This is a genomic window from Bradyrhizobium valentinum, assembly GCF_001440405.1.
In the GTDB taxonomy this organism is placed as follows: domain Bacteria; phylum Pseudomonadota; class Alphaproteobacteria; order Rhizobiales; family Xanthobacteraceae; genus Bradyrhizobium; species Bradyrhizobium valentinum.
The window spans coordinates 1-22613 of record NZ_LLXX01000118.1 but is presented as its reverse complement, the minus strand read 5'-3'; the positions used below and the strand labels follow the sequence as shown (position 1 = coordinate 22613).

Below are 22613 nucleotides of genomic sequence, written 5' to 3'. Positions count from 1 at the left end.
TCTAGGGATTCGACGCCTCCTCGAGGGCTTTCTCAGAGGAGTTTAGAATATGTATCTCACTATGATTGCGGCCGCGCTCGCCAACTCTAGCGTGCGCACGCTGAGCCAGCAGGAAGAATTGCCGTTATTGCGCGATCACCTGCTGCGGCTCGACCGCAACAGCCGCCGCGACCGTTTCCATGGCTTCATGGACGACAGCTTCATCGAGCGCTACGCCGAGAAATGCGCCGATGACGGCACGGTCATCATTGCCTTCTTTGAAAATGGCGTGGTCAGGGGCGCAGCGGAACTGCACCCGCCGGACCAGTCGCCGGATTCGCTCCCTGAGATCGCGTTCAGCGTCGAAGCATCAGTGCGGCGGCGGGGTGTCGGCAGCATCCTGTTCCGCAAGCTGATTACGGAAGCGCGCGCCAAGGGCTACAAGAGCCTGCGGATCACCACCGGCGCGCAGAACGAGGCGATGCGCGCGCTCGCCAGCAAGTTCGGCGCGCAGCTGGTGTTCCGCCACGGCGAATCCACCGGCACCATCGATCTGACCAAACAAGATGACACAGAGCTCGCGACCACCTGGGTGGAAAGCTCGCTGAATGCCGCGCGTACGGTTGCGAAATTCAACCGCGCCTATTGGCAGATGCTGCTTCGGATGTATGGCTGGGGCCGCGCCGCCTGAGCGGCGCGTTCAATCAGGGCAATTCGCTGAGCTTTGATCCAGCGAATTGCCCAAAACTTCGATTGTTCAGGTGCCGGTGCGCTTGTCGTTGCCGAATCGCCTGATGACGCGGCGCTCGACCACGACGGAGCGTTGCGCGCCCTGTTCGCCGGCGATGACGCGGGTAGCCGATCGCGCCAATGCGCGGCCGGTCTTCTTCACTTCGGCCAGCACTTCCTCGTAAGGCAGCCCCATCAGCGCGGCGGCGATTTCCGCCTGCTGCTGCTGGTCGTCGGTGATCCCCACTGCGGCGAAGATTGCCTCCTCCAGCGTCGGCGGATCCCGACGGACGCGCCGTGTGCCGTATTTGGTGTTCCAGTCTTCGCTCATAGGGGGCCTCGCATCTGATTGCGAAGATACCTAGGTGCCCTTATGCTGCATTGCAATAAGAACTTCGTATGGCAACGCAGCCATGCACCTACAATCAAGTCCGGTAGCGGCGTACGGTTCGATGATTTCACCGTTGTCGCCATCATGGGGCGGGATTGCCGGCGACCGCCAGATCCGGCGGCTGCTGCGGCCAGCGTTTCAACGCCGCGTGCCCGGCATCGGTCAGCACGTAGATGCCGCGCTCGGCGCGGTCGAACCAGCCATAGACGTTGTGCAGAAGGATCTTTCCGGCATCGGGAATCTCGGCCCGCAGGTCTCTGACGCGCCGCGGCCCGCCTGACAGCGCGGACGCGCAGGCCAGCGCCTGCTGCCGATAGGCCGTCATGATCGGCGCGCGCGTCGATCCGCCCATGGCGGGATCGCCCTTGCGCTTCTGATGCTCCGCGACCAGCCGCGAGCGTTTTTTCGGATTGCGGCGAGGGGCTGCCGTCGCCGGCTGGACGATCACCTCGACGTCGCCGGTATTGGTGATGGCGAGCATGCCGAAACCAAGCCGGCGGCAAAGATTGCGATATCGCGCGTCGCTTTCGCGGCCCTTGCCGCGGGCAGACAGTTTGGCCGCGAGCCAGACCTCGTCGGCCGCGCCGGCGCGATCGACCGCCTGCAGGATCAATTCAAGGTTGAAGGAAAGCTTCAGTTCGCCGATCACCACGATCGGCGGATCGCCGGCACTCAGAGCCACCAGATCGCAGCCCCCGATTTCGCCCTTGACGGTGAAGCCGAGCTTTTCGAGGAAGCGTTTGACGGGAAGATAAAGCGCGGTTTCCAAAATTTCGCTCCGGCGGCGCAGGCAGCCGCGACTCAATCCCGCGGACTCTAGCTGAATTCCGGCAAAGCGTTTGATCGGATAGCACGGCAGCGGCTATTATCCGAGCGGGGACAAGGCCAACGGCAACTGACGGAACCTGCGATCGATCATTCGCGGGTCACTGGCGTTTGCCGATTCCGGAGTAAGCAGGGCGTGCTGCAAGGATTGTACAAATTCCGTTTCACCACGGAGCGTGGAACGGGTTCCGGCGTGATGTTCGCGACCGCGGGCGGCAGGCTCTATGGCGGCGATTCCGGCTCTTCTTTCGTCGGCCACTTCACCGAGGCCAATGGCGTCATCTCCGCCGAATGCACGATGTCGCGTCACTTCCACGATCCCGGATATGTCCCGATGTTCGACCTCGACAACATCGCGATGAATTTCACAGGCGTGTGCCGCGGGGAGGAAATTCATTTCGAGGGCGGCAGCACGGCCTTGCCGGAGGCCCGGTTCACCACCGTCCTGACCCCGATCAACGATGCCGACGCGCCGCCGCCCGGCGCGGTCGGCCCTGACGGGATCAGCAACGGGCTCTATTCCATCCACATCCGCATGCTCGACGGTATAGACGCCGGCAACACCGGCGTCATGCTGCTACAGGACGGCCGCATCAGGGGCGGCGACGCGTTCTTCGACTATATCGGTGCGTACTCAGCGGCGAACGGCAAATGGAAAGGCGAACTCATCAACCGCGAGCATACACCGGCTGGAAGCGATCGGCCGTTGTTCGCCGGCCATGAAGTTGGCATCGGCTTTTCCGGCACCTACGACAGCTATGGCGCGGAAGGCGAAGCCACCGCGCTCGCCGGCAAGCGCAGCATCCGCTTCAAGGCGGTGCTGCGAAAGCTGGTGGAGGTTGAGGGTTAAACCCGCCCGTTCACCGGCAGCAAGGCACCCGTGACGGCGCTCGCCGCGTCGCTGGCGAGGAACAGGATGACGTCAGCCAGTTCCTTCGGCGTCACCCATTTTGCGAAATCGGCTTTCGGCATGCTGGCGCGGTTGGCCGCAGTGTCGATGATCGACGGCAGCACGGCATTGACCGTGATCTTGCCCTTCAGTTCGGTGGCGAGCGCCTCGGTGAGGCGATGCACGCCGGCCTTGGAGGCGGCGTAGGCGCCCATGCCGGGGCCTGCCTGCAGAGCGCCCATCGCGCCGATATTGACGATGCGGCCGGCGCCCGATGCGGCGAGATGCGGGATCGCCGCGCGCGAGGCGTTGAGCGCGGTCATGACATTGAGCGCGTACATTCGTTGCCAGGTTTTGGGATCGCCATCAGCCACCGTCTCAAAAGCGAAACCGCCGGCGATGTTGATCAGCGCATCGAGCTTGCCGAAATGCGATGCGGCCGCATTGATCGCCTTGCCGGCCTGGGCCGCATCGGTGAGGTCGATGCCGCCGAGTTCGAACAGATCCACTGTTGCCGGCGCTTGCGTCGGCGCATGATCGACGCTTGCAATCCGGGCGCCCTGCGCCAGCGCTTCGTCCACGACCACCCGGCCGAGCGCTCCCAGCGCGCCCGTCACGACAATGACTTTTCCGTGCATGAGGGCCTCCGCCTGCCGGGGAAAGGGAGCGCACCCTATCAGGAGTTTTTCACCGGCAATGCGGCGAATTTCTGCATGGAACGATCTGTTTCACGCGCCAAAATTGCCGCGGGCCGCGCCCGTCCGCAGGGAGCGAGTTGCGTACGACCACGGAAATGGGTCGGAATCGATAAAATTTGCCGGAGTTCTGTAAGCCGTTTGCAGACTCCGTTCGGGTACAAGCGGATACCAACAAAAGGCAGGGGGATTTGTCATGGGTTTGCCGGATCATGGTTTACCGCTTGTTCAGCTTAAGGAGCAGCGGCGCGACCTGGTCGTAGCGCTGCAGAATCGCAGCGGTCCGGTCTCGAGCTGGGAATTGATGCAGATCGCTGCGATCCAGCAGGCGATCTCGGCGTTCGAGGACGTCATCGCCGATCTCGATGCCGAACTGGAAATGGAAGCGGCGGCCTGAGCCGATAGCGAGCCGCACGGCCGCCAAATCCGTCCACCGCTTTACGGAGCAGGCGGCCGGAGCTTAGGATCGAACCGTGCGCAGCGCTTTGACATTTCCGGTCGTCCTCCTCGCATTGTACGCGTCGCAAACGGCGCCGGTGCGAGCCCAGGCCTGCATCGCCGATCAGCGTGGCGGCCTCGTCTGCGGTGAAGGCAAGGATGCGTTGCGGGTGTTCGCCAACGCCACCTCGCCATCCAAAAATTATGCGTTCGCCTGGCGGACCTCGCAGGGCCTGCCGTCCGGCGACGAGATTCCCAACAACGTCGAAAACGTCCTGGTCCGCGTCACCGATGGCGCGGTGCTTGCCACACTTGGCGGCACCTATTGGGAGACAGGCGAGATACGGGCGAACCGCTACGAATTGATTGCGGCCTGGTCACCGGACAGCCAGGCCGTCATCGAGGTCGCGAACAGCCGCTGGGACAGCGATTCCTTTGCCTATTACCGGATTGATGGTGCAACGGCGACCAAGCTCGATCTGCGTGCGCTGGTCGAGCCTGTCATGACGGCCAGGCTGCCGCCGCGAAATCGCCAGGGTAATTCCTTCCGAGTGCACGAGGATCTGCCGGTGACACTCGATGCGCGCGGCCGCGTGCGCTTTACTGCGATGCTCTATGCGCCAAAGGGCGAAACCAGCAACGACTACAAGGTGCAGGTCAACGTCAGGGCGAGAGGCGGCAAGCTGTCCGCGCAGGTCGTGTCGATGCAGCGGGTGAGGTGAAGGCGGATTAGAAGATCAGCCTTGCAGGTAGCGCGCTTCGAGATGGGCGCGTTCGGCTTTTCCGATACCGAGGCCGTCACGGAGATAGCTTTCGAGATCGCCATATTCGGCGTCGATGACCTCGAATGCTGCAGCAAGGAACGATTCCTGCACTGAACCCAGCACCTGTTTGACCTCGTCGGGCAGGTCGCTGCCGGAATTGGGATCCCTGCGGTAGAAGCGATTGGTGAGGAGATAGTCTTCCGAGATGATGTCGTCGGAAACGCCGAGGGTGTGCAGGATCAGTGCGCAGGCAAAACCGGTACGGTCCTTGCCGGCAGTGCAATGGATCACCAGCGGCGCGCGATCTTCCAACAGATGCGCAAACAGCGCGCGGAAACGTTGCGTGTTGTTCTGCACGTAGCTGCGGTAGGAGTCGCGCATCACCTCGATAGCGTGCTCCGTCGACAGCGGCGTGCCGGCGGCTGCGATCGCGCGCAGTGCCGCGACCACCGTGGGTTCGACCGGCAGCGAATGAACTGATATTTCAGGCATGCCGCACAGGGCGGCGGCGCGCTCCTCGGTACCGCGAAAGTCGAACGCGCTGCGAAGGCCCAGCTCCCGCAGGACGGAGACGTCGTCATCGCTGAGATGGCCGAGATGGTTGGAGCGGAAGATCTGCCGCCAGCGCACAGTCCGGCCGTCGCTTGTCGGATAGCCGCCAAGATCGCGAAAATTGCTGGCGCCGGAGAGATTGAAATGGCGGGTGGGGGAGGCAGGGGAATCTGACATCGGCGGTTTGAACGATCTCGTGCTGCAGACAAACGACGGAAGGGCATGCCGTTCGCCCCCGTCTCGTCTACACTGAACTTGCCAGGGGACGAAACGTCAATTGTCGGACGATTACGATTTTGGCGCTCGTTATGCGCCGCGCAGCGGCTGCGGCCGTTCCGTGGCCGTGAGCCCATAGATTCAGAGTTGTCTGCGGACGGCCGTTCCGGTCAGTATTTCGAAAAGCGGAAGAGGCCGCCTACTGAGGCGGCCTCTGGGCTACTTCCGTGGCGGCACCTTGACCGGGATATGCGGCGTGGTGCTGACCACCTTGACGCTTCCATCCGAAGCAAAACTCCTGAGCGTTTCGAGCACCAGGAAGAATTTCTCCGCAAGCATGGCGGGACCTCCTCCGGCTAGTTGATTTGAGGTAGACATTATCACCCTTGCAGGGCGAGGACCATACAGCTTACGAAAGGCTGAGGCCGCCGACCAGGCGGACTGCAACCAGCCCCCGGGCCCCGCGATCCCGGCCTTCGCTCAGCACGACGATCAGCTGGTTCTTCTCTTTGTCTACCATTACCGGATGAGAGGCGTTGCTCTGCTTGCGGCGCCTCGCGAGATGCGCAAACCTGCCCTCTCGTAACCCTACCATGTGACCTTCACTTCAATTCGCGGACTCATTGCCTTGGACAACTTGGATATGCCTTGTCGTTGTCATAAAATATTCATACGCCATCCCGATGGAGATATCGTTGAACGCGCGGCAGCCAGTCGTGAGCGATTCCGGCGCGGCGCTTGCCGTGCGACCGGGCGAACAGGCGGAAATCGAACTTAAGCTGCTCGCGCCGCAAGGAGCCCTCGAACAGCTGCGCGAGATGCCTGTCATCGTGCAGCATGCGCGCAACCGCGGCGCGTTTCGCCGGCTGGAAACGGTGTATTACGATACGCCGGAGCGCCTGCTGTTCCAACATGGCGTGTCGCTGCGCGTGCGACGCAGCGGCAAGCACTTCATTCAGACACTCAAGCTCCCCAATAGCGGACAACCTCTGACCCGACGGCAGTGGGAAACGCCGCTTGACGACTTCAGCCCTGATCTGGCGCGGCTTCCCGCCGACGAGGTCGGCGATCCCGTGACGACGCTTACCAACGAGGCGCTGGTGCCGGTTTTCGCGACGAGAATTCGCCGGCACGCACGGCAACTCGATCTGCCCGATGCTTCCGTTGAAATCGCATTCGACGAGGGGATGATCGAGGCCGGTGGGCGCCAGCAAGTCCTTTCCGAAATCGAACTCGAATTGAAGAGCGGCAATGCCGGCATCCTGTTCGATCTTGGAACGCAGTTGCTCGACGCTGCGCCGCTACAGGTCGGCACGCGCAGCAAGGCGGAACGCGGCTATGCGCTTGCGTTCGACGTTGTGCGGCCGGCGGCGAAAGCCGAGCCATTCAGCATTACTGCAGAGCATGTGGTCGATGACGTCATCGCAGTCCTGATGGGGACCTGCTGGCATCATCTTCTGAAAAATCACGCCGTGGCGGAGGAGGGGTCGGACCCCGAAGGCGTACACCAGATGCGTGTCGCGTTGCGCCGCTTACGGACAATATGTGCGTTGTTCCGGCGCGATATTCCGTCGCCTGCATTCCAGACGGTCAACAGCGAAGCGCGGTGGCTGATGCAGCAGCTCGGCCCGGCGCGGGAATGGGATGTTTTCGCCGAAACGACCGTCGCTCGCCTGGCCGCGGCGGCTCCGGATGTCGATTTCGGCAGCCTGCGCGAGGCGGTCGAACGGCAGCGCAAGTCGAGCTACGCCGCCTTGCAGACCGTTCTCGCCGATCCCCGCTGCAGCCGTTTCCTGCTCTCGCTGGGGCATTTGGTGGAACGCCGTAGCTGGCGCAACGAGATCGACTGCGAAGCGCTGGCCGTCTTGTCGCTACCGATGCCGACGCTCGCGAACAAGATTTTGGCGCGCTTGCATCGCAAGGCGCTCAGACGTGGCGCGCATTTCCGGCGGCTCAACATCGATGCGCAGCACGATCTCAGAATCGACCTCAAGAAGCTGCGCTATGCGGCGGAGTTCTTTCTGCCCCTTTATGCCACGCATGCGTCTGCCAGGCGTTACGCGAGGCGGCTCGCCAGGCTCCAGACCAGTCTCGGACGCGCGCGCGACATCGCAAGCTCCCGCATTCTGCTCGATGCCATGAGGCAGGAAGATCAGCCTGCGCTTCATCTCGCCATCGGCGCAGTGGCTGGTTGGCAAGCCCGCGATCAGATTGCGGCGGCGAGAACGTTGCGCAAGAGATGGCGGCGGTTCAAAGCGACGCCCGCATTCTGGGGCCGGTAAAGTCCGTCACTGCCCCGGGCGATCTCATGTTGCGGACAGCCGACGGAAGGGCATGTCGTCCGCTTCCGTCTCGTCTATACTGAACCCTCCACGGGGCGAAACATGAATTGTCTTGGGAATACGATTTTTGGCGCTGCGCTGTGCGCGGCGGCGATTGCAACCGCACCGTCGGCCGCGTTCGCGCAGTCGACCTTCCGGAACTATCGTTGCGCGGACGGGGCGCAATTCATCGTCGGATTTTTCCAATACGATTCCCGCGCCCATCTGCAGCTCGACGGCAAGGCGCTGACACTGCCCAAGCGCGTGGCGCTGTCGGGATCGCGTTACCAGGGGAAGGGCGTGACCTTGCGGATCACCAAGGCCGGGGTCACTACGCTCAAGCACGCCAAACGGCGGGCTACGACCTGCGAGCAGACATGAAAAAGGGCCGAAACGCTTTCGTTTCGACCCTTTTTGAGTTTCCCGTCCGCGCCGCAATGATCTGGGCACGTCCCTGCCAAACACCTCCCGGACATCAGTGGTCTCGCCCGCTCTTTTCGTCCTCGATGGCGGCGGCGTGGTACCAGCTATCGCTGCAGTCCGCGAGGTTGACCGGCGGGGCGGTGAATTCGGTTTTGGCCTCGTCGCCATAGCGACGTCCGCCGAGAGCCGCCCGGCCCCCGGTGGGGAATTGGTAGATCCTTGCGGACCCCTGATTTACACCCGTATTCATCATCCCAGTCTCCTTCTGCCCTGGCACCAGCCTCCATGCTGCGCCCGACTCGTTCTCTAGTCGTTACAATTTTCGGATATCGTCGGTGCCCTCCGCGGACGCAAGGTGACTAAGAGAGCGGCACGAAATGTCTATTTAGTAGGCAGTTTTGGTGTTGCTTTCTGTGGGGCAGTCGATGGAAGGCCAACGCGTGGGCCGGCGGGATGGTTGCCGGGCGAGGCGCGACTGCGCGGCGGACGCCTCCAAGAGGTGCCGCTGCTTTAATCGCGGAACAGCCCGCAAGCGAAAATGCCGGAGAAATGGGCTGGATTCGGACTCCAAACGACGAGCCCTGTTGTCCGTTTGCGCGCCCCGCCGCGCTCCTATGTCGCAGCATTTTTTCGCCCGGGCGGCAGAGGCGGCCTGTGGATGGCGGCTGCCGCACCGCAGCGACTGGCACGTTAAATGCTTAGTAGGAAGTGGCCTGACGTGGCCGGGTACACGTATGCGGAGACCTCCAGGGGCTGGGCGTCAAAATCCAGAATTCGAGGCTTCGGTCTCCCGCATTAAGCAGCATCAACTCAAGAGAGGCTCAATGACCAAGTACAAGCTCGAGTATATCTGGCTCGACGGGTATACGCCGACACCGAATCTGCGCGGCAAAACGCAGATCAAGGAATTCGACTCGTTTCCGACGCTGGAACAGCTTCCGCTGTGGGGCTTCGACGGCTCGTCGACCATGCAGGCCGAAGGCCACAGCTCCGATTGCGTGCTGAAGCCGGTTGCCGTCTATCCGGACGCTGCGCGGGTCAATGGCGCGCTGGTGATGTGCGAAGTCATGATGCCCGATGGCAAGACCCCGCACCCGTCGAACAAGCGCGCAACCATTCTTGATGACGAAGGCGCCTGGTTCGGTTTCGAGCAGGAATATTTCTTCTACAAGGACGGCCGCCCGCTCGGCTTCCCGTCGAGTGGTTATCCGGCGCCGCAGGGCCCGTACTACACCGGCGTCGGCTACAGTAACGTCGGCGACGTCGCCCGCAAGATCGTGGAAGAGCATCTGAACCTCTGCCTCGCCGCCGGCATCAACCACGAAGGCATCAACGCCGAAGTGGCGAAGGGCCAGTGGGAATTCCAGATTTTCGGCAAGGGCTCCCGCAAGGCCGCTGACGAAATGTGGATCGCCCGCTACCTCTTGCTGCGTCTCACCGAAGCTTACGGCATCGACATCGAATTCCACTGCAAGCCGCTCGGCGATACCGACTGGAACGGCTCCGGCATGCACGCCAACTTCTCGACCAAGTACATGCGCGAAGTCGGTGGCAAGGAGTACTTCGAGAAGCTGATGGAAGCCTTCAAGAAGAACCGCGCCGACCACATCGCGGTCTACGGTCCGGACAACCACATGCGCCTGACCGGCAAGCACGAGACGGCGTCGATCGACACCTTCAGCTACGGCATCGCCGACCGCGGCGCCTCGATCCGCGTTCCGCACTCCTTCGCCAACAACGGATACAAGGGCTATCTGGAAGACCGTCGCCCGAACTCGCAGGGCGACCCATACCAGATCGCTTCCCAGATCCTGAAGACCATCGCGGAAGTCCCGACCGGCGCCAAGGCGGCCGCGGCCTAAGGGCCTACGATTTCGGCCCGGGGGCCCGGATTGCAAAGCTGATCCGCCAAGGCGAGACCGCCTTGGCGGATCATTGCGTTTTGATGACACGGCGTCTTCAAATACGCCCGGTTCGAGGCCGTTCCCCTGCGTTACGAAGCGCGCTAGACAACGGCGTGGGCTTGCCGGAGACACGGCATTGTTTGAGGGATTTTACAAGGTCAGGTTTCAGCTTGGCGCCGCGGTCGGCCGCAGCGTGATGTATGCGCGCGACGGCAAGATGCTGGGCGGCAATTCGGCCTTCGCCCATATCGGCACTTACGAAATGCGGGACGACGGCGTCGATATCGTGATCCAGACCGTCCGCCATAACCCGGACCCGAATTACCGCGCGATGGCCGGCACCGACGATGCCACCTTGCTGGCGAAGGGCAGGGCGGATGGAAAGCTCTATCGTTTTGAAGGGGGCTTGAAGGAATTGCCTGGCGTGGCGTTCCACTCGGTGATGACGCCGATCGAGCAGGAGGCGCTACCAATCGCCGGCGGCGTCGGCGAGGGGGGCGTCGTCAACGGGCTCTATTCCATTCACGTTCGCCTGCTCGACGGCGTCGAAGGCGGCCTGACCGGCGTGATGCTGCTCAATGAAGGGCGCATCCTCGGCGGTGACGCATCCTTCTATTACGTCGGCACGTACTCTTCGGAGAACGGCCGCTGGAAAGGCCAGATCCTCAATCAGGAGCACACGCCTGCCATGGGCGAGAATCCCATTTTCGGCGGCCATGAAGTCGGCATCGGCTTTTCCGGCACCTGCGACGGAGAAGGCGCGCTGCTGGAGGCGACCGCGCTCGCCGGCAAGCGCAGCCTTCGCATGACCGCGGTGCTGAAACTGATGCGGCGGGTATAGCGGCCGATGAGTAATGCCATCCGCGTGCTCTCGACGCTGGCGCTAAAGGGCGCTGTCCATGGCCTGGCCGGCCAGTATGAGGCGACCGGCGGCGCGCGCATCGACGCCGATTTCGCCCCTACATTGGCTCTGTTGGACCGGCTGCGGTCAGGCGAAGTCGCCGATATCGTCATCCTGACCCGCGAGGGGCTGGACGAGGTCGCGCGCGAGGGGCGGGTGGTCGCCGAAAGTTGCGTGGATCTGGCCCGCTCCTTCGTCGGCATCGCCGTGAAGGCCGGGGCGGGCCATCCCGATATCGCGACCGAGGCTGCGCTGCGCGCGGCGCTGCTCGGCGCGCGTTCGGTGGCCTATTCGCGGTTTGGCGCCAGCGGCATTCTGTTCGCAAAGCTGATCGAGCGGCTTGGCATTGCCTCCGACATCAATGCGAAGGCGCAGATCATCCAGCAAGGATTCACCGCCGAGCGGCTCGTCACCGGCGAGGCCGATCTCGCGGTTCAGCAGATCAGCGAGTTGAAACAGGTCGGTGGGATCGAGGTGGTTGGGCCCATACCGCGCGAATTGCAAACGCCTGCGGTGTTTTCCGCAGGGCGCATGGCGGCGACGAGCACGCCAGCCGAAGCAGAGCGGTTGCTGCGCTTTCTCGCATCGCCCGAGGTCGCGCCGGCGTTGCGCGAGAGCGGGCTGGAGCCTTGAATCTCACTCTCTGATCAAAACGACGCCGGCAATCAGGAGGACGGCGCCTGCCAGCCGCGCGGCGCCGAGGGGATGCGGCGTCAACCCGAATGCGCCGAAATGATCGAGCGTAACCGCGGCGAGCACTTGGCCGGCAATGACCAGTGCAAACAGTGTCGCCGCACCGAGCGAGGGCAGCAACAGGATTGCCAGCAGGATGAAGGCGGCGCCGAACGTGCCGCCGGACCACGCATGCCAGGGCACATCGGTCATTATTTTCCAGGAGGGCACGCGTTCGCCGAGCGCGATCACCGCGACGATCATGGTGATAAGGCCGACGGCATAGACCAGCCCCGCCCATGCCGGCGAACCTAGCGCTGTGCGCAGGCTACCGTTGAGTACCTGCTGGGTCGCGACGCTGACGCCGGCGCCGAGTGCGAGGAGGTAGAGGAAGAAATGTTGCACGGGGGCCCCCATTCATTCCGTGCCGGCAGAGCGATCCGGCATCGCAGGGCCAGAGACAACGCGAATAGCCGGACCGGAACAAGAGGGCCCGCGGCGCAATTATTGCGGACAGGGGGCTCGCAAAAAGCGGTGCTTTCCATGATCCGAAAACTGCAATCGGGCGAATACCGGCTCTATTCCCGCAAAATCAATCCGAAAACGGGCAAGCGCCGTAACCTTGGAACCTTCAAATCGCGTGCCGCGGCGGAAAAGCACGAGCGCGCGGTGCAGTACTTCAAGCGGCATTGACCTGCGTTAAAACGCGGCTGGTTCCGGGCTTCCGGCGGTGCTAAGCCCCCGCGAGATGATTTTGACAAAGGCGGGACACCTTCGTTGCTGAACGGGCTCTACAAGGTCGAGTACGGCGTGAACGACGCGTTCGGCCGCAGCATCATGTGCATGCACAATGGCAAGCTGCTGGGCGGCAATTCGGCCTTTGCCCATCTCGGCACATACCATGAGAGCGGCGGGGAAATCATCGGCGAGGTCATTACCCAGCGCCACAATGACGATCCACACTACAAGCCGCTGATGGATACCGACGTCGCGGCCATCAGCGTGCGAGGCAAGCTGAGAGACAACAAGATTCGTTTTGAGGGCAGCGCCGCGCCGCGGCCCGGCGCCCTGTTCTGGGCTGAGCTGACACGGCTCGACGACGAAGGATTGCCTCCGGTCGGCACCGTCGGGCAGGGCGGTATCGTGAACGGGCTCTATTCCCTCCAGCTTCGCGCGCTTGACGGTATCGACGCGGGCCTGTCGGGCGTCATGCTGCTATTGGACGGCCGCATCCTCGGCGGCGACGCGTTTTTTTATTATCTCGGCTCCTACTCATCGGCCGACGGTCGCTGGAAGGGCGAGATCCTTAACCAGGAGCACACGCCGGCGAAAGGCGAAAACCCGGTGTTCGGCGGCCATGAGGTCGGCATCGGCTTTACCGGCACCTGCAACGAAGCGGGTGCTGAACTCGAAGCCATTGCGCTGGCGGGCAAGCGCAGCCTGCGCCTGGCTGCCACGCTGAAACTGATGCGGCCGGCTTAGCGCATCATCCAGGCCCGGGATACCTGCGAAAGAAGTGGCGCCGATCGACGATACGAAAACAAGTCATCGTACCACGCGCTCAAACGTATCGGCACTGGTGATGATCGAGCGCCACCAGCTCAGCTTTTCGATTCTGCCGGGCGCGCCTTCCTCCGCCGCCTTGATCGCGGCATCCGCGACGACGAACCACATCGTCTCCATTTTTCCGTCACGCACGAGCCCGGTATAGGAGACCGCAGCATCACCCGCAGGCGTCTTGCCGCCCGCGACGAAGCTGATGCAATCGCCCTGGTGAATGCCGACGACCGGGATTTCCTGCCCGTAGAAGCCGCTGTCCCTGAGCGCCGTCTTGAACGTCCCGGCAATCCGGTGGTTGGCATCGTCGGAGATATCGACGGTTGAACCGTATTGATTGCGCCATTTGCCTTTCCAGTTCATTGGGAACTCCCTCAGAGCTTGTCGGCTAACGGTTGCACGCCCGGAGATGTTCCCGATCAAGGGGTGCAAAGCTGACGCGGCGCGCGAATTTCAGGCGCGCTTGCGACGCGCGAAAAACCACGCGGTGATGGCGACGGGCGCGCCAACGGCGATCCAGGAAAAATAGCGGCCGGCGCCTTCGGAGAGCAGCGCCGTCAATAGCCCCGCAATCGAGAGTACGCTGAGCAGGAGCGGGCCGCCATACACGGTCCACCAATTGCCGCTTTGTCTTGCTTTGCGTGCCGCGGTCATTCGGATGGCTGGAACGCAGGCTGCCCCGCGATGGCGTGGCTGCGGTGTTTGCGGCGCTTGACGATCCATAGATAGAGCCCGCTGCCGATCACGACGATGGTCATGATATCGAGCAGCGCCCAGATGATCTTCAGCGGCATGCCGCCATAGTCGCCGAAGTGCAGCGGCTGCGAGACCAGCAGCGCCTTCAGATAGACCGGAAGGTCGCGCGCATCGGACACTTCTCCGGTTTCGCCATCCAGCAGCACCGGCTTGAGCAGCCGCGACGTCAGTGGGGTGTCGCCGCGCATGAATACCGCGAAATGATGCGAGCTCGTGAACGGCGTGCCTGGGAAGGCCACGAACGAGACATTCATGTCCGGCGCGGTTTTGCGTGCATTCTCCAGTGTCCTGTCGAGGGAAGCGAGATGCACCGGCGGTGGCTTGCCGGCATAGGGCTTGACCATGTCAGCCAGTTCGGTGGCCTTCCATTGGCTCAGCATCACCTCGGCGAGCGTGTTGATGACACCGGTGGCACCCACCACCAGCGCCCATGCGATGGTCACCGCGCCCAGAAGATTATGCCAGTCGAACCAGGCGATACGGCGCGACTTGTCCCTCAGCGTGCCAAAGTTCAGGCGGCGCGTGAACGGCCAGTACAGCACGACGCCGGAGATGATGGCGACCAGAAACAAAAAGCCCATGGCGCCGAGGAACAGCTTGCCGGGCTGGCCGGCAAACATATCGACGTGGAGCTTGAGGAAGATCAGCATCGGGCCCCCACCGACCGAGCCGAGCGGCTTGGCGCTGTGGGCATCGTACGCCCGGAGCGTCGCGGCATCCGGATCGCCATCGACCTTGTTGTTTGTGAAGGCGATCACGTTGTTCGGTTCGTCCTTGTCCCACAGGATGTACTGCAGGACACGACCGGGATCGTTCGCGAGCGCCGTGCCGGCGATCTCGTCGATGCTCCGCTTCACCGCGCCCGGCTGGGCGATCTCGGGCTTCGGATCGTAACCGAGCAGTTCGTCGATCTCATGATGGAAGATCAGCGGCAGGCCGGTGATGCACAGCAGCAGCAGGAACAGCGTCGATATCAGGCTGCTCCAGGTGTGAACCACCGACCAGATGCGAACGGTTCTGGCTTTCAGTGCGGCCTCCTTTCACCCGACCTTAAGCGCGCTACCACTTGTACGACAGGCTCGCCGTCGCCCGGCGGCGATCACCATAGAAGCAGGCGTCTTTCGACGAACAGTTCGCCACATAAATCGTGTCCGCGACGTTGATGACGTTGAGCGCCGCGCGCCAGTTCTTCCATTCGTAGTGGATGGTAGCGTCGCCGAGCACCACCGACGGCACCGGCATCGTGTTCAGATTGTCGGCGAAGGAGCCGCCGATATAGCGCACGCCGCCGCCAAGGCCGAACCCGGTCAAAGGGCCGCTCTGGAACGTGTAGTCGATCCAGCCCGAGACCAATGTCTCGGGCGTGTTGGTCGGGGTCTTCCCGATCAGAGCCGGATTCAGGTCCTTGCTGACGAAAAGATCGTAGGTGGTGAACGCGCCAACCAATTTGAGCCCGGGGAGCGGATTGGCGACGGCCTCGAGTTCGAAGCCGCGCGACGTGACTTCGCCGTTCTGGGTTGGCAGCAACACGTTGTTCGGATCGGTCGTCAGCGCATTCTGTCGCTTCAAATCGAACCATGCAAAGCCAAAGTGACCGTTGAATCCGTTTGGCTGGAATTTGAAGCCGACTTCACTTTGCTGGCCGGTCTCCGGCAACAGCAGCTGGCCGGAATTGACGCCGATGACCGGGTTGTAGCTGGTGGCATAGGAGACGTAAGGGGCAAAGCCAAAATCGAAATTGTAGATCAGGCCGGCGCGTCCGCTGAACTTGCTGTCTTCGCGGTTCTGTCCGGGCCCAATGTGGCTGGCGTTGTTGGTCTCAACCCAGTCATTGCGACCGCTCAGCACGAGCGTAAAGCGGTCGAGCTTGATCTGATCCTGCGCATAGAAGCCGAGCTGTTTCTGCGTCAGCGTGGCATCCTGATAGGGGGCGCCATTAAAGCGCGCGGTCGGCGTATAGACCGGGTTCAAAAGGTTGAGTGGCGCAGCGCCGCCGAAACCTTGCCAATCATCGATCTGGTAATGCTTGAGATCGAGGCCGAACAGCGCGGTATGTCTGAGGATGCCGGTGTTGAAGCGGTATTCGAGTTGGCTGTCGAGATTGCCCTGGTTGGCAATGCCGTGCGTGAGGAAGTTGCCGCGCGCCAGCAAAGCCGTGGCGGGGTCTCCGTTGACGTAACCGAGACCAAACAGCGTCGAGAGCGTAACGTCGACATGGGCGAAGCGGGCGTTCTGCCGGAAGGTCACGTCGTCGGAGAGGTTCTTCTCGAACTGGTAACCGAGCATCTCCTGCTCGCGCTTGAATGTGTCGACGCTGGGATCGCTGGCAAACAGGCGGGTCGGAATCCGCCCGAACGGCGCATCAACCGCGGTGCCGACATAGGGCAGGAAGTTGAGGCTGCGGGTCTCGTTCTTCGAGGCTGAGGCCAGCAGCGTGAAGGTGGTATCGGCGTCAGGCTTCCATGTCAGCGACGGTGCGATGAAGTAGTTATTGTTGGGCGTGAAATCGACCTGGGTGCCGCCGTTCTGGATCTGGCCGACCACACGGTAGAACAGCTTGCCGTTTTCGGGCGCGGTTGCGACCGGGCCGCCAAAATCAAACCCCAGATAGGCATTTCCGAAATTATTGACGCCGGTCTCAAGGTAGCGGATCGGCTCCACCGGGGGTGTCTTGCTGACCGCGTTGACGATGCCGCTCGGGCTGGAGCCGCCATACAGCACGGCAGAGGGGCCACGCAGCACCTCGACGCGGGCGAGGTTGAATGGCTGCAGCTTCCAGCTCGCGTAGGACGTATAGAAGAGCTGTAGCCCGTCGAGGAACAGGCCGACGTCCTCCGACTTGAAGCCACGAATCAGAAACCAGTCGTTGCGGTTATCGGCGCCGAATGTTCCCGCGAGAACGCCCGGCGTGTAACGCATGATCTCATCGAACTTGCCGGGCTTCTGGTCGCGGATCTGTTCGCTGCCAATGACCGACAGCGACTGCGGCGTCTCCATGATCGGCGTGTTGGTCTTGGTGCCCGCCATCGAACGGCCGGCGACATACCCTTGAATCGCGCCGCGCGGATTTTCGGCGAAGCCCACACCCCGTTGCGGCGGCGGCCTGGTTGATTGCGCCGTCTGCGTTGCGCGCCTTGTCTGCCGCCGCTCCGAGGATGTGGCACGGCGACGGGCCTCCGGCGCGCCGACGACCACGGCAGGCAACGACTGTGCCCCGGATTGCGACGAGCTTGACTGTGCGAACGAGGCCTGTGGCCACAACGCCAATACGGATACGGTCGCCAACGCGGCGACCTGCAACAAATCACGAGACTTCAAGGTTCCACCCCAACCTGCGAGCGCACTTCATTGCGCCTTGGAAGGCAGCGCAATGCAGCGACGCATACGCGACAGGGAGGCGATTCCTCTAATGGAAAGGTTCTTAGAGTTACTCTTAGAAGACTTCCAGGAATGTCCGCATGGGTTGTCGACTTGACGTTGACACTCGAAAGCTGTGATGCCGGCGCGGCGGTGACGGGGCAACAGGCGCTTTCGGATCGAAAATGCGTCCCGTTGCCTCCCCATCAGGCTAGTTCCCGAACGCCATCCGAACTCCCAGATTGGACTCAGACAATTCCAGGAGTTTTCGCCATGACCGACCCGGCCGCATCCGTCCTTCCGTCGCTATCTTCAGCCCTTGCCGATATCGTCGCCCGAACAAAATCCACTGTTGTCTCGGTGCATTCACACCGCTCGCGGGCGTCCGGCTTTGTCTGGAAGTCCGGCTTGATCGTGACGGCCGATGAGGCCTTGGCTGACGAAGGCGAAGTCTCAATCAGGTTTTCCGACGGTACCGATCGCCCGGCCCGCATCGCGGGACGCGATCATACGACAGACATTGCGCTGCTGCGCTTCGATGGGAATAGCACGCCTATCGCGCTGTCGTCCGTCATGCCGGATCTCGGCTCGCTATCGGTCGTCGTTGCCGCCGAGCACGGCGTTACAACTGCGGCGCTCGGGATGGTATCACTGGTCGGCGAGCGCTGGCGCAGCATGAGGGGTGGCGAGATCGACGCGAGGATCGAGCTGGACGTGCGGCTGCGGCGTAGCCACGAGGGCGGCCTTGTGCTCAACGCTTCCGGCCAAGCCATCGGTATGGCCGTTCAGGGCGTGCGACGGATTCTGATGATTCCCAGCGCCACCATTGACCGGGTTGCCGGGAGGCTTGAGACGCATGGCCGGATAGCGCGGGGCTATCTCGGCGTGGGATTGCAGCCCGTCGAACTCGACGACGGCGTCGGCGCGATGGTGATGACTGTCGACAGAGCAGGGCCCTCGGCCGCCGCCGGGATTCGGCAAGGCGACATCATCGTCGGCTGGAACAACGAGAGGCTCTCAGGCGTGCGACCACTGATGCGCGCGCTCGGGCCCGACAGCGTCGGCTCGGTCGTCGATGTAACGATCAGGCGGGCCGGCGAGCCGGTTCGGATCACGCTCACGATCGGCGAAAGGGCGGAACAGTGAGCCCCGAGATGCCGCCGGTCATTGTGGTCGCTATCGAGATTGAAGATATCGCGATGGTGGACCGGCTTGCATCGCTGCTCGGCGGCATAGCCGGCATTCGTCTGGCGACACCGGGAGAAGAAGCGGCGGTTGCGCTTGTGTCTCGTGAGCCGCGAGCCGTTGCCGAACCGGCTGATATCCTTACGCCGCGCGAACGCGATGTCCTCCTGCTGATAGCGGAAGGCGCATCGAACAAGGCCATTGCGAAACGGCTCGGGATATCCGTTCACACCGCCAAATTTCACGTCGGCTCGCTGCTCGACAAGCTCGACGCTACCGGCCGCACCGATGCAGTGGCGCATGCGGCGCGGCTTGGTGTGATCAACCTGTAACCGTTACGCTCGGAGGGCCCTCACTCTATCCACGGCCCTTGTTTGCAGCGTGGTCTTTCATCTGCTCGGTTTGGGCCCATTTGCTGTCCTGACCGCGATCACGCGAATGCTCGGTCTTGTCACGGTTTGAGAGCACCATGTTTTCGCCGATCAGGTCGTCCTGCACGTCGGTCATGGCGCCGGTCCCGGCGCCTTTTCCCTTCGCTCCCGGCCCGAGATGCTTGCCGTCTCCGTGTGCTCCACGTGTCATGATTTCTATCCCTGTTGTTTTTGGGGCTTGTGGCCCGACTGGCCCGGATTGTTGTGCTTGTTGTGCTGGCTCTCCTGGTTGAGACCGCCGCGGCTCACCGCGAACTCCGACTGACGGCCGCCGCGCTTCACGGTTTTTGCGCCGCCATCCCGTTGTGTGCGCGCGATGTCCTCCTCAACCTGTCTCGCATCGGGGACGTCAGGCTTCCGTTCCAGGATGCGTAGCTGCTGCTCATGCGTCTTCTTTCCCTGAAGCTGCGGTCTCCGTGGGCCGCTATCCCGATCGGCCAGCGGTGGCCCGCGGCGTCTGTCGCGAACCTCTGCCTTGTCGATGCCGCCCTGCGGATTGGTGTCATTCTCGATATCGCCTTCCATGGTGTTGACGCCCACGAATTCCTCCAATTCGTCTGATGTCACCTGCGCCATTGTTACCCCCTTCGAACCGCCGATCAGCGGATTGCGATGGATATCGGCGTTGGTAGGTTTCTTTAGTTTCACGTGCTTGGTGCTCATGATGTCACCTTCGAAGCTGGATGGGTGCCACCGCCCTTGCGTTCCGGATGATGCGTATGGTGGGTATCGTGCTCGCCGCCACCGCCGGATACTTTGCTGTGCCGGCGTTGCGGATCGTCGGCCGGCGGCTTGTTGACGTGGAGCGGCTCCCTGGCATTCTCATGCGAAGCGCCCGGGCCGCCCTGGCGAATGCTGGCCGGCGTCTTTGTTGAAGTCGACATGGTGCTCGCTCCTGACTAGCGATCCTGCTGATAGCCCTGATGCGTGGTGTTCTGCGCGGTGTTGCCGGGCTGTCCCTGCTCGCGGGGATTCTCGACATGGTCGCGGCCTTTCCGGACCTCATGGGCATTGCCGGACTTGGGATCACCGGTGCCCCTGTGGCTTTGATTGTCCGGCGGCACGGGCGGAGGCTTGGTCATTGCTGGCTCCGTTGTTGCTTGGATTTGCCGCACCAAGACAACGCGCGGTGAACACGAGTGTTCTCTTCAATACGCGGAACCGCGGTCACATGCCGCATCAGGCGGCCGACGAAACCTGATTGTTGGCGGGCCACAGCTTCTGAACTTCTTCGGGAAGTGCGTGCCGGACCTTCTCGACCTGATGCGGGTCGACATGATGGTTCAGAACCCGAAACACCGCTCGCACCGCGTCATCAGCGCCGACCGGTTTCACGGAACTCAATTCTGCCGCCACGATCGATAGAAACTCGTCTGACGATCGCCATGCCTTGGGCGAATCACTTGGTCGCCACTGGTCATAGTAGGTGCCGCGCACTAGCAGTGGGAGCTGCGCGCCGAGGTGTACTGCGAGATTGGCCGGAACCCGGTCGCGGATGGTTCGCAGCACGGCACCCAATATATGCCATGCCAGCTTCCGATCGCGCGGCAGTGTTGTCATCATTTCATCGAGCCACGTATTGGTAATCTGGAGCGTTCTGTCGAATACTTCGAGGCCTGTTGCGCTCATGGAACTACTCCGTCCTTTAACTGGAGATAGCGGAGTAACGAGGTTTCCACCGATCGGTTCAACGCTGGAAGGTTTTGCAGCGATGACTTTCTTCCTTCTGCATGCAGAGAGACACTACGGTTGCGGACACCCTTACAGGCGGAGTTAACCGCTTCGGGTATTCGGAACCTCTTCCACAAGCCCGCCGGATGTCCTAAGCAGCGGGCCGCAACGATTTCCTCCTTTTCAGGCCCCAATGATCCGTCTCGATAACGTCAGCAAGCAAGTCGGCCACCAGATTCTTTTTATCGAAGCCTCCGCGGCCCTCCAGAAGGGCGAGAAGATCGGTCTCGTCGGCCCGAACGGGGCCGGCAAGACCACGCTTTTCCGGATGATTGCCGGTCAGGAGCCGCCCGATGAGGGCCAGGTCTCGCTCGATCGGGGGATCACCATCGGCTATTTCAGCCAGGACGTCGGCGAGATGTCGGGCCGCAGCGCCGTGGCGGAGGTGATGGATGGCGCCGGGCCCGTCAGCCTCGTGGCGGGCGAATTGAAGGAACTCGAGGCCGCGATGGCCGATCCTGATCGCGCCGACGAGATGGAAGATATCATCGCGCGCTACGGTGAGGTTCAACACCGCTTCGAGGAGCTCGACGGTTATGCCCTCGACGGCCGGGCGCGCGAGGCGCTGGCGGGGCTCGGCTTCAACCAGGAGATGATGGAAGGCGATGTCGGCGAGCTCTCGGGCGGCTGGAAGATGCGGGTCGCCTTGGCGCGCATCCTCCTGATGCGTCCCGACGTGATGCTGCTGGACGAACCGAGCAACCATCTCGATCTGGAAAGCCTGATCTGGCTGGAGCAGTTCTTGAAGGGATACGAGGGCGCGCTGCTGATGACCTCGCATGATCGCGAGTTCATCAATCGCATCATCAACAAGGTCGTCGAAATCGATGGCGGCACGCTTTCGACCTATTCCGGCAATTATGAGTTCTACGAGCAGCAGCGCGCGCTGAACGAAAAGCAGCAGCAGGCCCAGTTCGAACGGCAGCAGGCGATGCTGGCCAAGGAGATCAAGTTTATCGAACGCTTCAAGGCGCGCGCCTCGCATGCCGCGCAGGTGCAGAGCCGGGTAAAAAAGCTCGACAAGATCGAGCGCGTTGAGCCGCCGAAGCGCCGCCAGACCGTGGCGTTCGAATTCATGCCGGCGCCTCGCTCGGGCGAGGACGTCGTCAGCCTGAAGAACGTCCACAAGGGCTACGGCAGCCGCACCATCTATCAGGGGCTCGATTTCATGATCCGCCGCAAGGAGCGGTGGTGCGTGATGGGCGTCAATGGCGCCGGCAAGTCGACGCTGTTGAAGCTGGTGGCAGGCTCTGCCGAGCCTGACGACGGCAGGGTGGCGATCGGCGGCAGCGTCAAGATGGGCTACTTCGCCCAGCACGCCATGGATTTGCTCGACGGCGAGCGCACGGTGTTCCAGTCGCTGGAAGATTCCTTCCCGCAAGCGGGCCAAGGCTCGCTCCGGGCTCTCGCGGGCTGTTTTGGCTTTTCCGGCGACGATGTCGAGAAAAAGTGCCGCGTGCTCTCGGGCGGCGAGAAGGCGCGGCTCGTGATGGCGAAGATGCTTTACGACCCGCCGAATTTCCTGGTGCTGGACGAGCCGACCAACCATCTTGACCTCGCGACCAAGGAGATGCTGATCAATGCGCTCTCCGAGTTCGAGGGCACCATGCTGTTCGTCTCGCACGACCGGCATTTTCTGGCCGCGCTCTCCAACCGCGTGCTGGAGTTGACGCCCGAGGGCATCCACCAGTTTGGCGGCGGGTACACCGAATACGTCGCGCGCACCGGGCATGAGGCGCCGGGGTTGCGGAGCTAGTCCGGAAATCGTAGCCCGGATGGAGCGTAAGCGTAATCCGGGAATAGTTCAGTCTGACGGAGAGAACCCGGATTTCGCTCCGCTGCATCCGGGCTTGTATGGGGATATGGTTGTCAAGGGGAATGATTGATCAGGGCATGT

Annotated in this window: 29 protein-coding genes; 14 read left to right on the top strand and 15 right to left on the bottom strand. The window is 62.3% G+C overall.

The window, feature by feature from the left end; genetic code table 11:
* Positions 1-49 precede the first annotated feature (49 nt).
* Positions 50-670, top strand: a complete 621-nt coding sequence (locus CP49_RS17165; protein ID WP_057851385.1) for a GNAT family N-acetyltransferase — start codon at positions 50-52, stop codon at positions 668-670.
* A 66-nt stretch (positions 671-736) separates the two neighbouring features.
* Here CP49_RS17165 and CP49_RS17160 read toward each other — a convergent pair whose 3' ends face one another.
* Positions 737-1039, bottom strand: a complete 303-nt coding sequence (locus CP49_RS17160; protein ID WP_057851384.1) for a hypothetical protein — start codon at positions 1037-1039, stop codon at positions 737-739.
* A 142-nt stretch (positions 1040-1181) separates the two neighbouring features.
* On the bottom strand, positions 1182-1868 hold the full coding sequence (locus tag CP49_RS17155) for a DUF2161 domain-containing phosphodiesterase (protein WP_057851549.1): 687 nt from the start codon (positions 1866-1868) through the stop codon (positions 1182-1184).
* Positions 1869-2060: 192 nt separating this feature from the next.
* Here CP49_RS17155 and CP49_RS17150 point away from each other — a divergent pair, with 192 nt between their 5' ends.
* Entirely contained in the window at positions 2061-2774 is a 714-nt protein-coding gene (locus CP49_RS17150) for a hypothetical protein (protein WP_063791710.1), read from the top strand.
* On the opposite strand, the gene CP49_RS17145 is transcribed toward CP49_RS17150, so the two are convergent.
* Entirely contained in the window at positions 2771-3451 is a 681-nt protein-coding gene (locus CP49_RS17145; protein WP_057851382.1) for an SDR family oxidoreductase, read from the bottom strand. The two genes, CP49_RS17150 and CP49_RS17145, sit on opposite strands and share 4 nt — an antisense overlap.
* A 253-nt stretch (positions 3452-3704) precedes the next feature.
* Between CP49_RS17145 and CP49_RS17140 the strand changes: the two genes are divergently transcribed.
* The gene (locus CP49_RS17140; protein WP_028346392.1) at positions 3705-3905 is read left to right on the top strand and encodes a hypothetical protein; all 201 of its coding nucleotides are present in this window, start codon (positions 3705-3707) and stop codon (positions 3903-3905) included.
* Positions 3906-3981: 76 nt separating this feature from the next.
* The gene (locus CP49_RS17135) at positions 3982-4668 is read left to right on the top strand and encodes a hypothetical protein (protein WP_057851381.1); all 687 of its coding nucleotides are present in this window, start codon (positions 3982-3984) and stop codon (positions 4666-4668) included.
* A gap of 15 nt (positions 4669-4683) precedes the next feature.
* On the opposite strand, the gene CP49_RS17130 is transcribed toward CP49_RS17135, so the two are convergent.
* Positions 4684-5439, bottom strand: a complete 756-nt coding sequence (locus tag CP49_RS17130) for a tyrosine-protein phosphatase (RefSeq protein ID WP_057851380.1) — start codon at positions 5437-5439, stop codon at positions 4684-4686.
* A gap of 755 nt (positions 5440-6194) precedes the next feature.
* On the opposite strand from CP49_RS17130, the gene CP49_RS17120 reads away from it, so the two are divergent.
* Complete coding sequence (locus CP49_RS17120; protein ID WP_210180962.1) at positions 6195-7760, top strand: CYTH and CHAD domain-containing protein; 1566 nt, start codon at positions 6195-6197, stop codon at positions 7758-7760.
* 102 nt (positions 7761-7862) lie between these two features.
* Complete coding sequence (locus CP49_RS17115) at positions 7863-8180, top strand: MliC family protein (RefSeq protein ID WP_082646067.1); 318 nt, start codon at positions 7863-7865, stop codon at positions 8178-8180.
* 94 nt (positions 8181-8274) lie between these two features.
* On the opposite strand, the gene CP49_RS17110 is transcribed toward CP49_RS17115, so the two are convergent.
* Positions 8275-8472, bottom strand: coding sequence for a DUF2735 domain-containing protein (locus tag CP49_RS17110; protein ID WP_420807621.1), 198 nt, complete (start codon positions 8470-8472; stop codon positions 8275-8277).
* 574 nt (positions 8473-9046) lie between these two features.
* On the opposite strand from CP49_RS17110, the gene CP49_RS17105 reads away from it, so the two are divergent.
* The 3 genes from CP49_RS17105 (at position 9047) to CP49_RS17095 (ending at position 11660) form a co-directional block, all read left to right on the top strand.
* Entirely contained in the window at positions 9047-10084 is a 1038-nt protein-coding gene (locus CP49_RS17105) for a glutamine synthetase beta-grasp domain-containing protein (protein ID WP_057851377.1), read from the top strand.
* A gap of 178 nt (positions 10085-10262) precedes the next feature.
* The gene (locus CP49_RS17100) at positions 10263-10967 is read left to right on the top strand and encodes a hypothetical protein (protein WP_057851376.1); all 705 of its coding nucleotides are present in this window, start codon (positions 10263-10265) and stop codon (positions 10965-10967) included.
* A gap of 6 nt (positions 10968-10973) precedes the next feature.
* Complete coding sequence (locus tag CP49_RS17095) at positions 10974-11660, top strand: substrate-binding domain-containing protein (protein ID WP_057851375.1); 687 nt, start codon at positions 10974-10976, stop codon at positions 11658-11660.
* Positions 11661-11663: 3 nt separating this feature from the next.
* Here CP49_RS17095 and CP49_RS17090 read toward each other — a convergent pair whose 3' ends face one another.
* Positions 11664-12116, bottom strand: coding sequence for a DMT family transporter (locus CP49_RS17090; protein WP_057851374.1), 453 nt, complete (start codon positions 12114-12116; stop codon positions 11664-11666).
* Positions 12117-12242: 126 nt separating this feature from the next.
* Here CP49_RS17090 and CP49_RS44725 point away from each other — a divergent pair, with 126 nt between their 5' ends.
* Both CP49_RS44725 and CP49_RS17085 read left to right on the top strand, forming a co-directional pair.
* The gene (locus CP49_RS44725; protein ID WP_141686549.1) at positions 12243-12392 is read left to right on the top strand and encodes a hypothetical protein; all 150 of its coding nucleotides are present in this window, start codon (positions 12243-12245) and stop codon (positions 12390-12392) included.
* A gap of 84 nt (positions 12393-12476) precedes the next feature.
* Complete coding sequence (locus CP49_RS17085; protein ID WP_057851373.1) at positions 12477-13181, top strand: GrlR family regulatory protein; 705 nt, start codon at positions 12477-12479, stop codon at positions 13179-13181.
* A gap of 63 nt (positions 13182-13244) precedes the next feature.
* On the opposite strand, the gene CP49_RS17080 is transcribed toward CP49_RS17085, so the two are convergent.
* From CP49_RS17080 to CP49_RS17065, 4 genes are all read right to left on the bottom strand, one after another.
* Positions 13245-13619, bottom strand: coding sequence for an avidin/streptavidin family protein (locus CP49_RS17080; RefSeq protein WP_057851372.1), 375 nt, complete (start codon positions 13617-13619; stop codon positions 13245-13247).
* 90 nt (positions 13620-13709) lie between these two features.
* The gene (locus CP49_RS17075) at positions 13710-13910 is read right to left on the bottom strand and encodes a hypothetical protein (RefSeq protein WP_057851371.1); all 201 of its coding nucleotides are present in this window, start codon (positions 13908-13910) and stop codon (positions 13710-13712) included.
* Positions 13907-15010 (bottom strand): PepSY-associated TM helix domain-containing protein, encoded by a 1104-nt coding sequence (locus CP49_RS17070; protein WP_245310733.1) that lies wholly within the window; start codon positions 15008-15010, stop codon positions 13907-13909. Before CP49_RS17070 ends, CP49_RS17075 begins: the two co-directional genes overlap by 4 nt.
* 61 nt (positions 15011-15071) lie before the next feature.
* Positions 15072-17315 (bottom strand): TonB-dependent siderophore receptor, encoded by a 2244-nt coding sequence (locus CP49_RS17065; RefSeq protein ID WP_057851369.1) that lies wholly within the window; start codon positions 17313-17315, stop codon positions 15072-15074.
* 327 nt (positions 17316-17642) lie between these two features.
* Here CP49_RS17065 and CP49_RS17060 point away from each other — a divergent pair, with 327 nt between their 5' ends.
* Both CP49_RS17060 and CP49_RS17055 read left to right on the top strand, forming a co-directional pair.
* On the top strand, positions 17643-18515 hold the full coding sequence (locus CP49_RS17060) for a S1C family serine protease (protein ID WP_057851368.1): 873 nt from the start codon (positions 17643-17645) through the stop codon (positions 18513-18515).
* Positions 18512-18886: a response regulator transcription factor gene (locus CP49_RS17055; protein ID WP_420807620.1), complete on the top strand. Its 375-nt coding sequence runs from the start codon at positions 18512-18514 to the stop codon at positions 18884-18886. The genes CP49_RS17060 and CP49_RS17055 overlap by 4 nt, the downstream gene beginning before the upstream one ends.
* Before the next feature lie 25 nt (positions 18887-18911).
* On the opposite strand, the gene CP49_RS17050 is transcribed toward CP49_RS17055, so the two are convergent.
* The 5 genes from CP49_RS17050 to CP49_RS17025 all read right to left on the bottom strand — a co-directional run bounded on the left by CP49_RS17050 (position 18912) and on the right by CP49_RS17025 (position 20614).
* Positions 18912-19136, bottom strand: coding sequence for a hypothetical protein (locus tag CP49_RS17050; protein ID WP_057851366.1), 225 nt, complete (start codon positions 19134-19136; stop codon positions 18912-18914).
* A 5-nt stretch (positions 19137-19141) separates the two neighbouring features.
* Positions 19142-19648: a hypothetical protein gene (locus tag CP49_RS47445; protein WP_245310732.1), complete on the bottom strand. Its 507-nt coding sequence runs from the start codon at positions 19646-19648 to the stop codon at positions 19142-19144.
* The gene (locus CP49_RS17035; RefSeq protein WP_057851365.1) at positions 19645-19869 is read right to left on the bottom strand and encodes a hypothetical protein; all 225 of its coding nucleotides are present in this window, start codon (positions 19867-19869) and stop codon (positions 19645-19647) included. Before CP49_RS17035 ends, CP49_RS47445 begins: the two co-directional genes overlap by 4 nt.
* 15 nt (positions 19870-19884) lie before the next feature.
* Positions 19885-20067 carry a hypothetical protein gene (locus CP49_RS17030; RefSeq protein ID WP_057851364.1) on the bottom strand — a complete coding sequence of 61 codons (183 nt, stop codon included), beginning with the start codon at positions 20065-20067 and terminating at the stop codon, positions 19885-19887.
* Positions 20068-20164: 97 nt separating this feature from the next.
* Entirely contained in the window at positions 20165-20614 is a 450-nt protein-coding gene (locus tag CP49_RS17025; protein ID WP_057851363.1) for a DUF2267 domain-containing protein, read from the bottom strand.
* Positions 20615-20849: 235 nt separating this feature from the next.
* Here CP49_RS17025 and CP49_RS17020 point away from each other — a divergent pair, with 235 nt between their 5' ends.
* Positions 20850-22472 (top strand): ABC-F family ATP-binding cassette domain-containing protein, encoded by a 1623-nt coding sequence (locus CP49_RS17020; RefSeq protein WP_057851362.1) that lies wholly within the window; start codon positions 20850-20852, stop codon positions 22470-22472.
* Positions 22473-22613 lie beyond the last annotated feature (141 nt).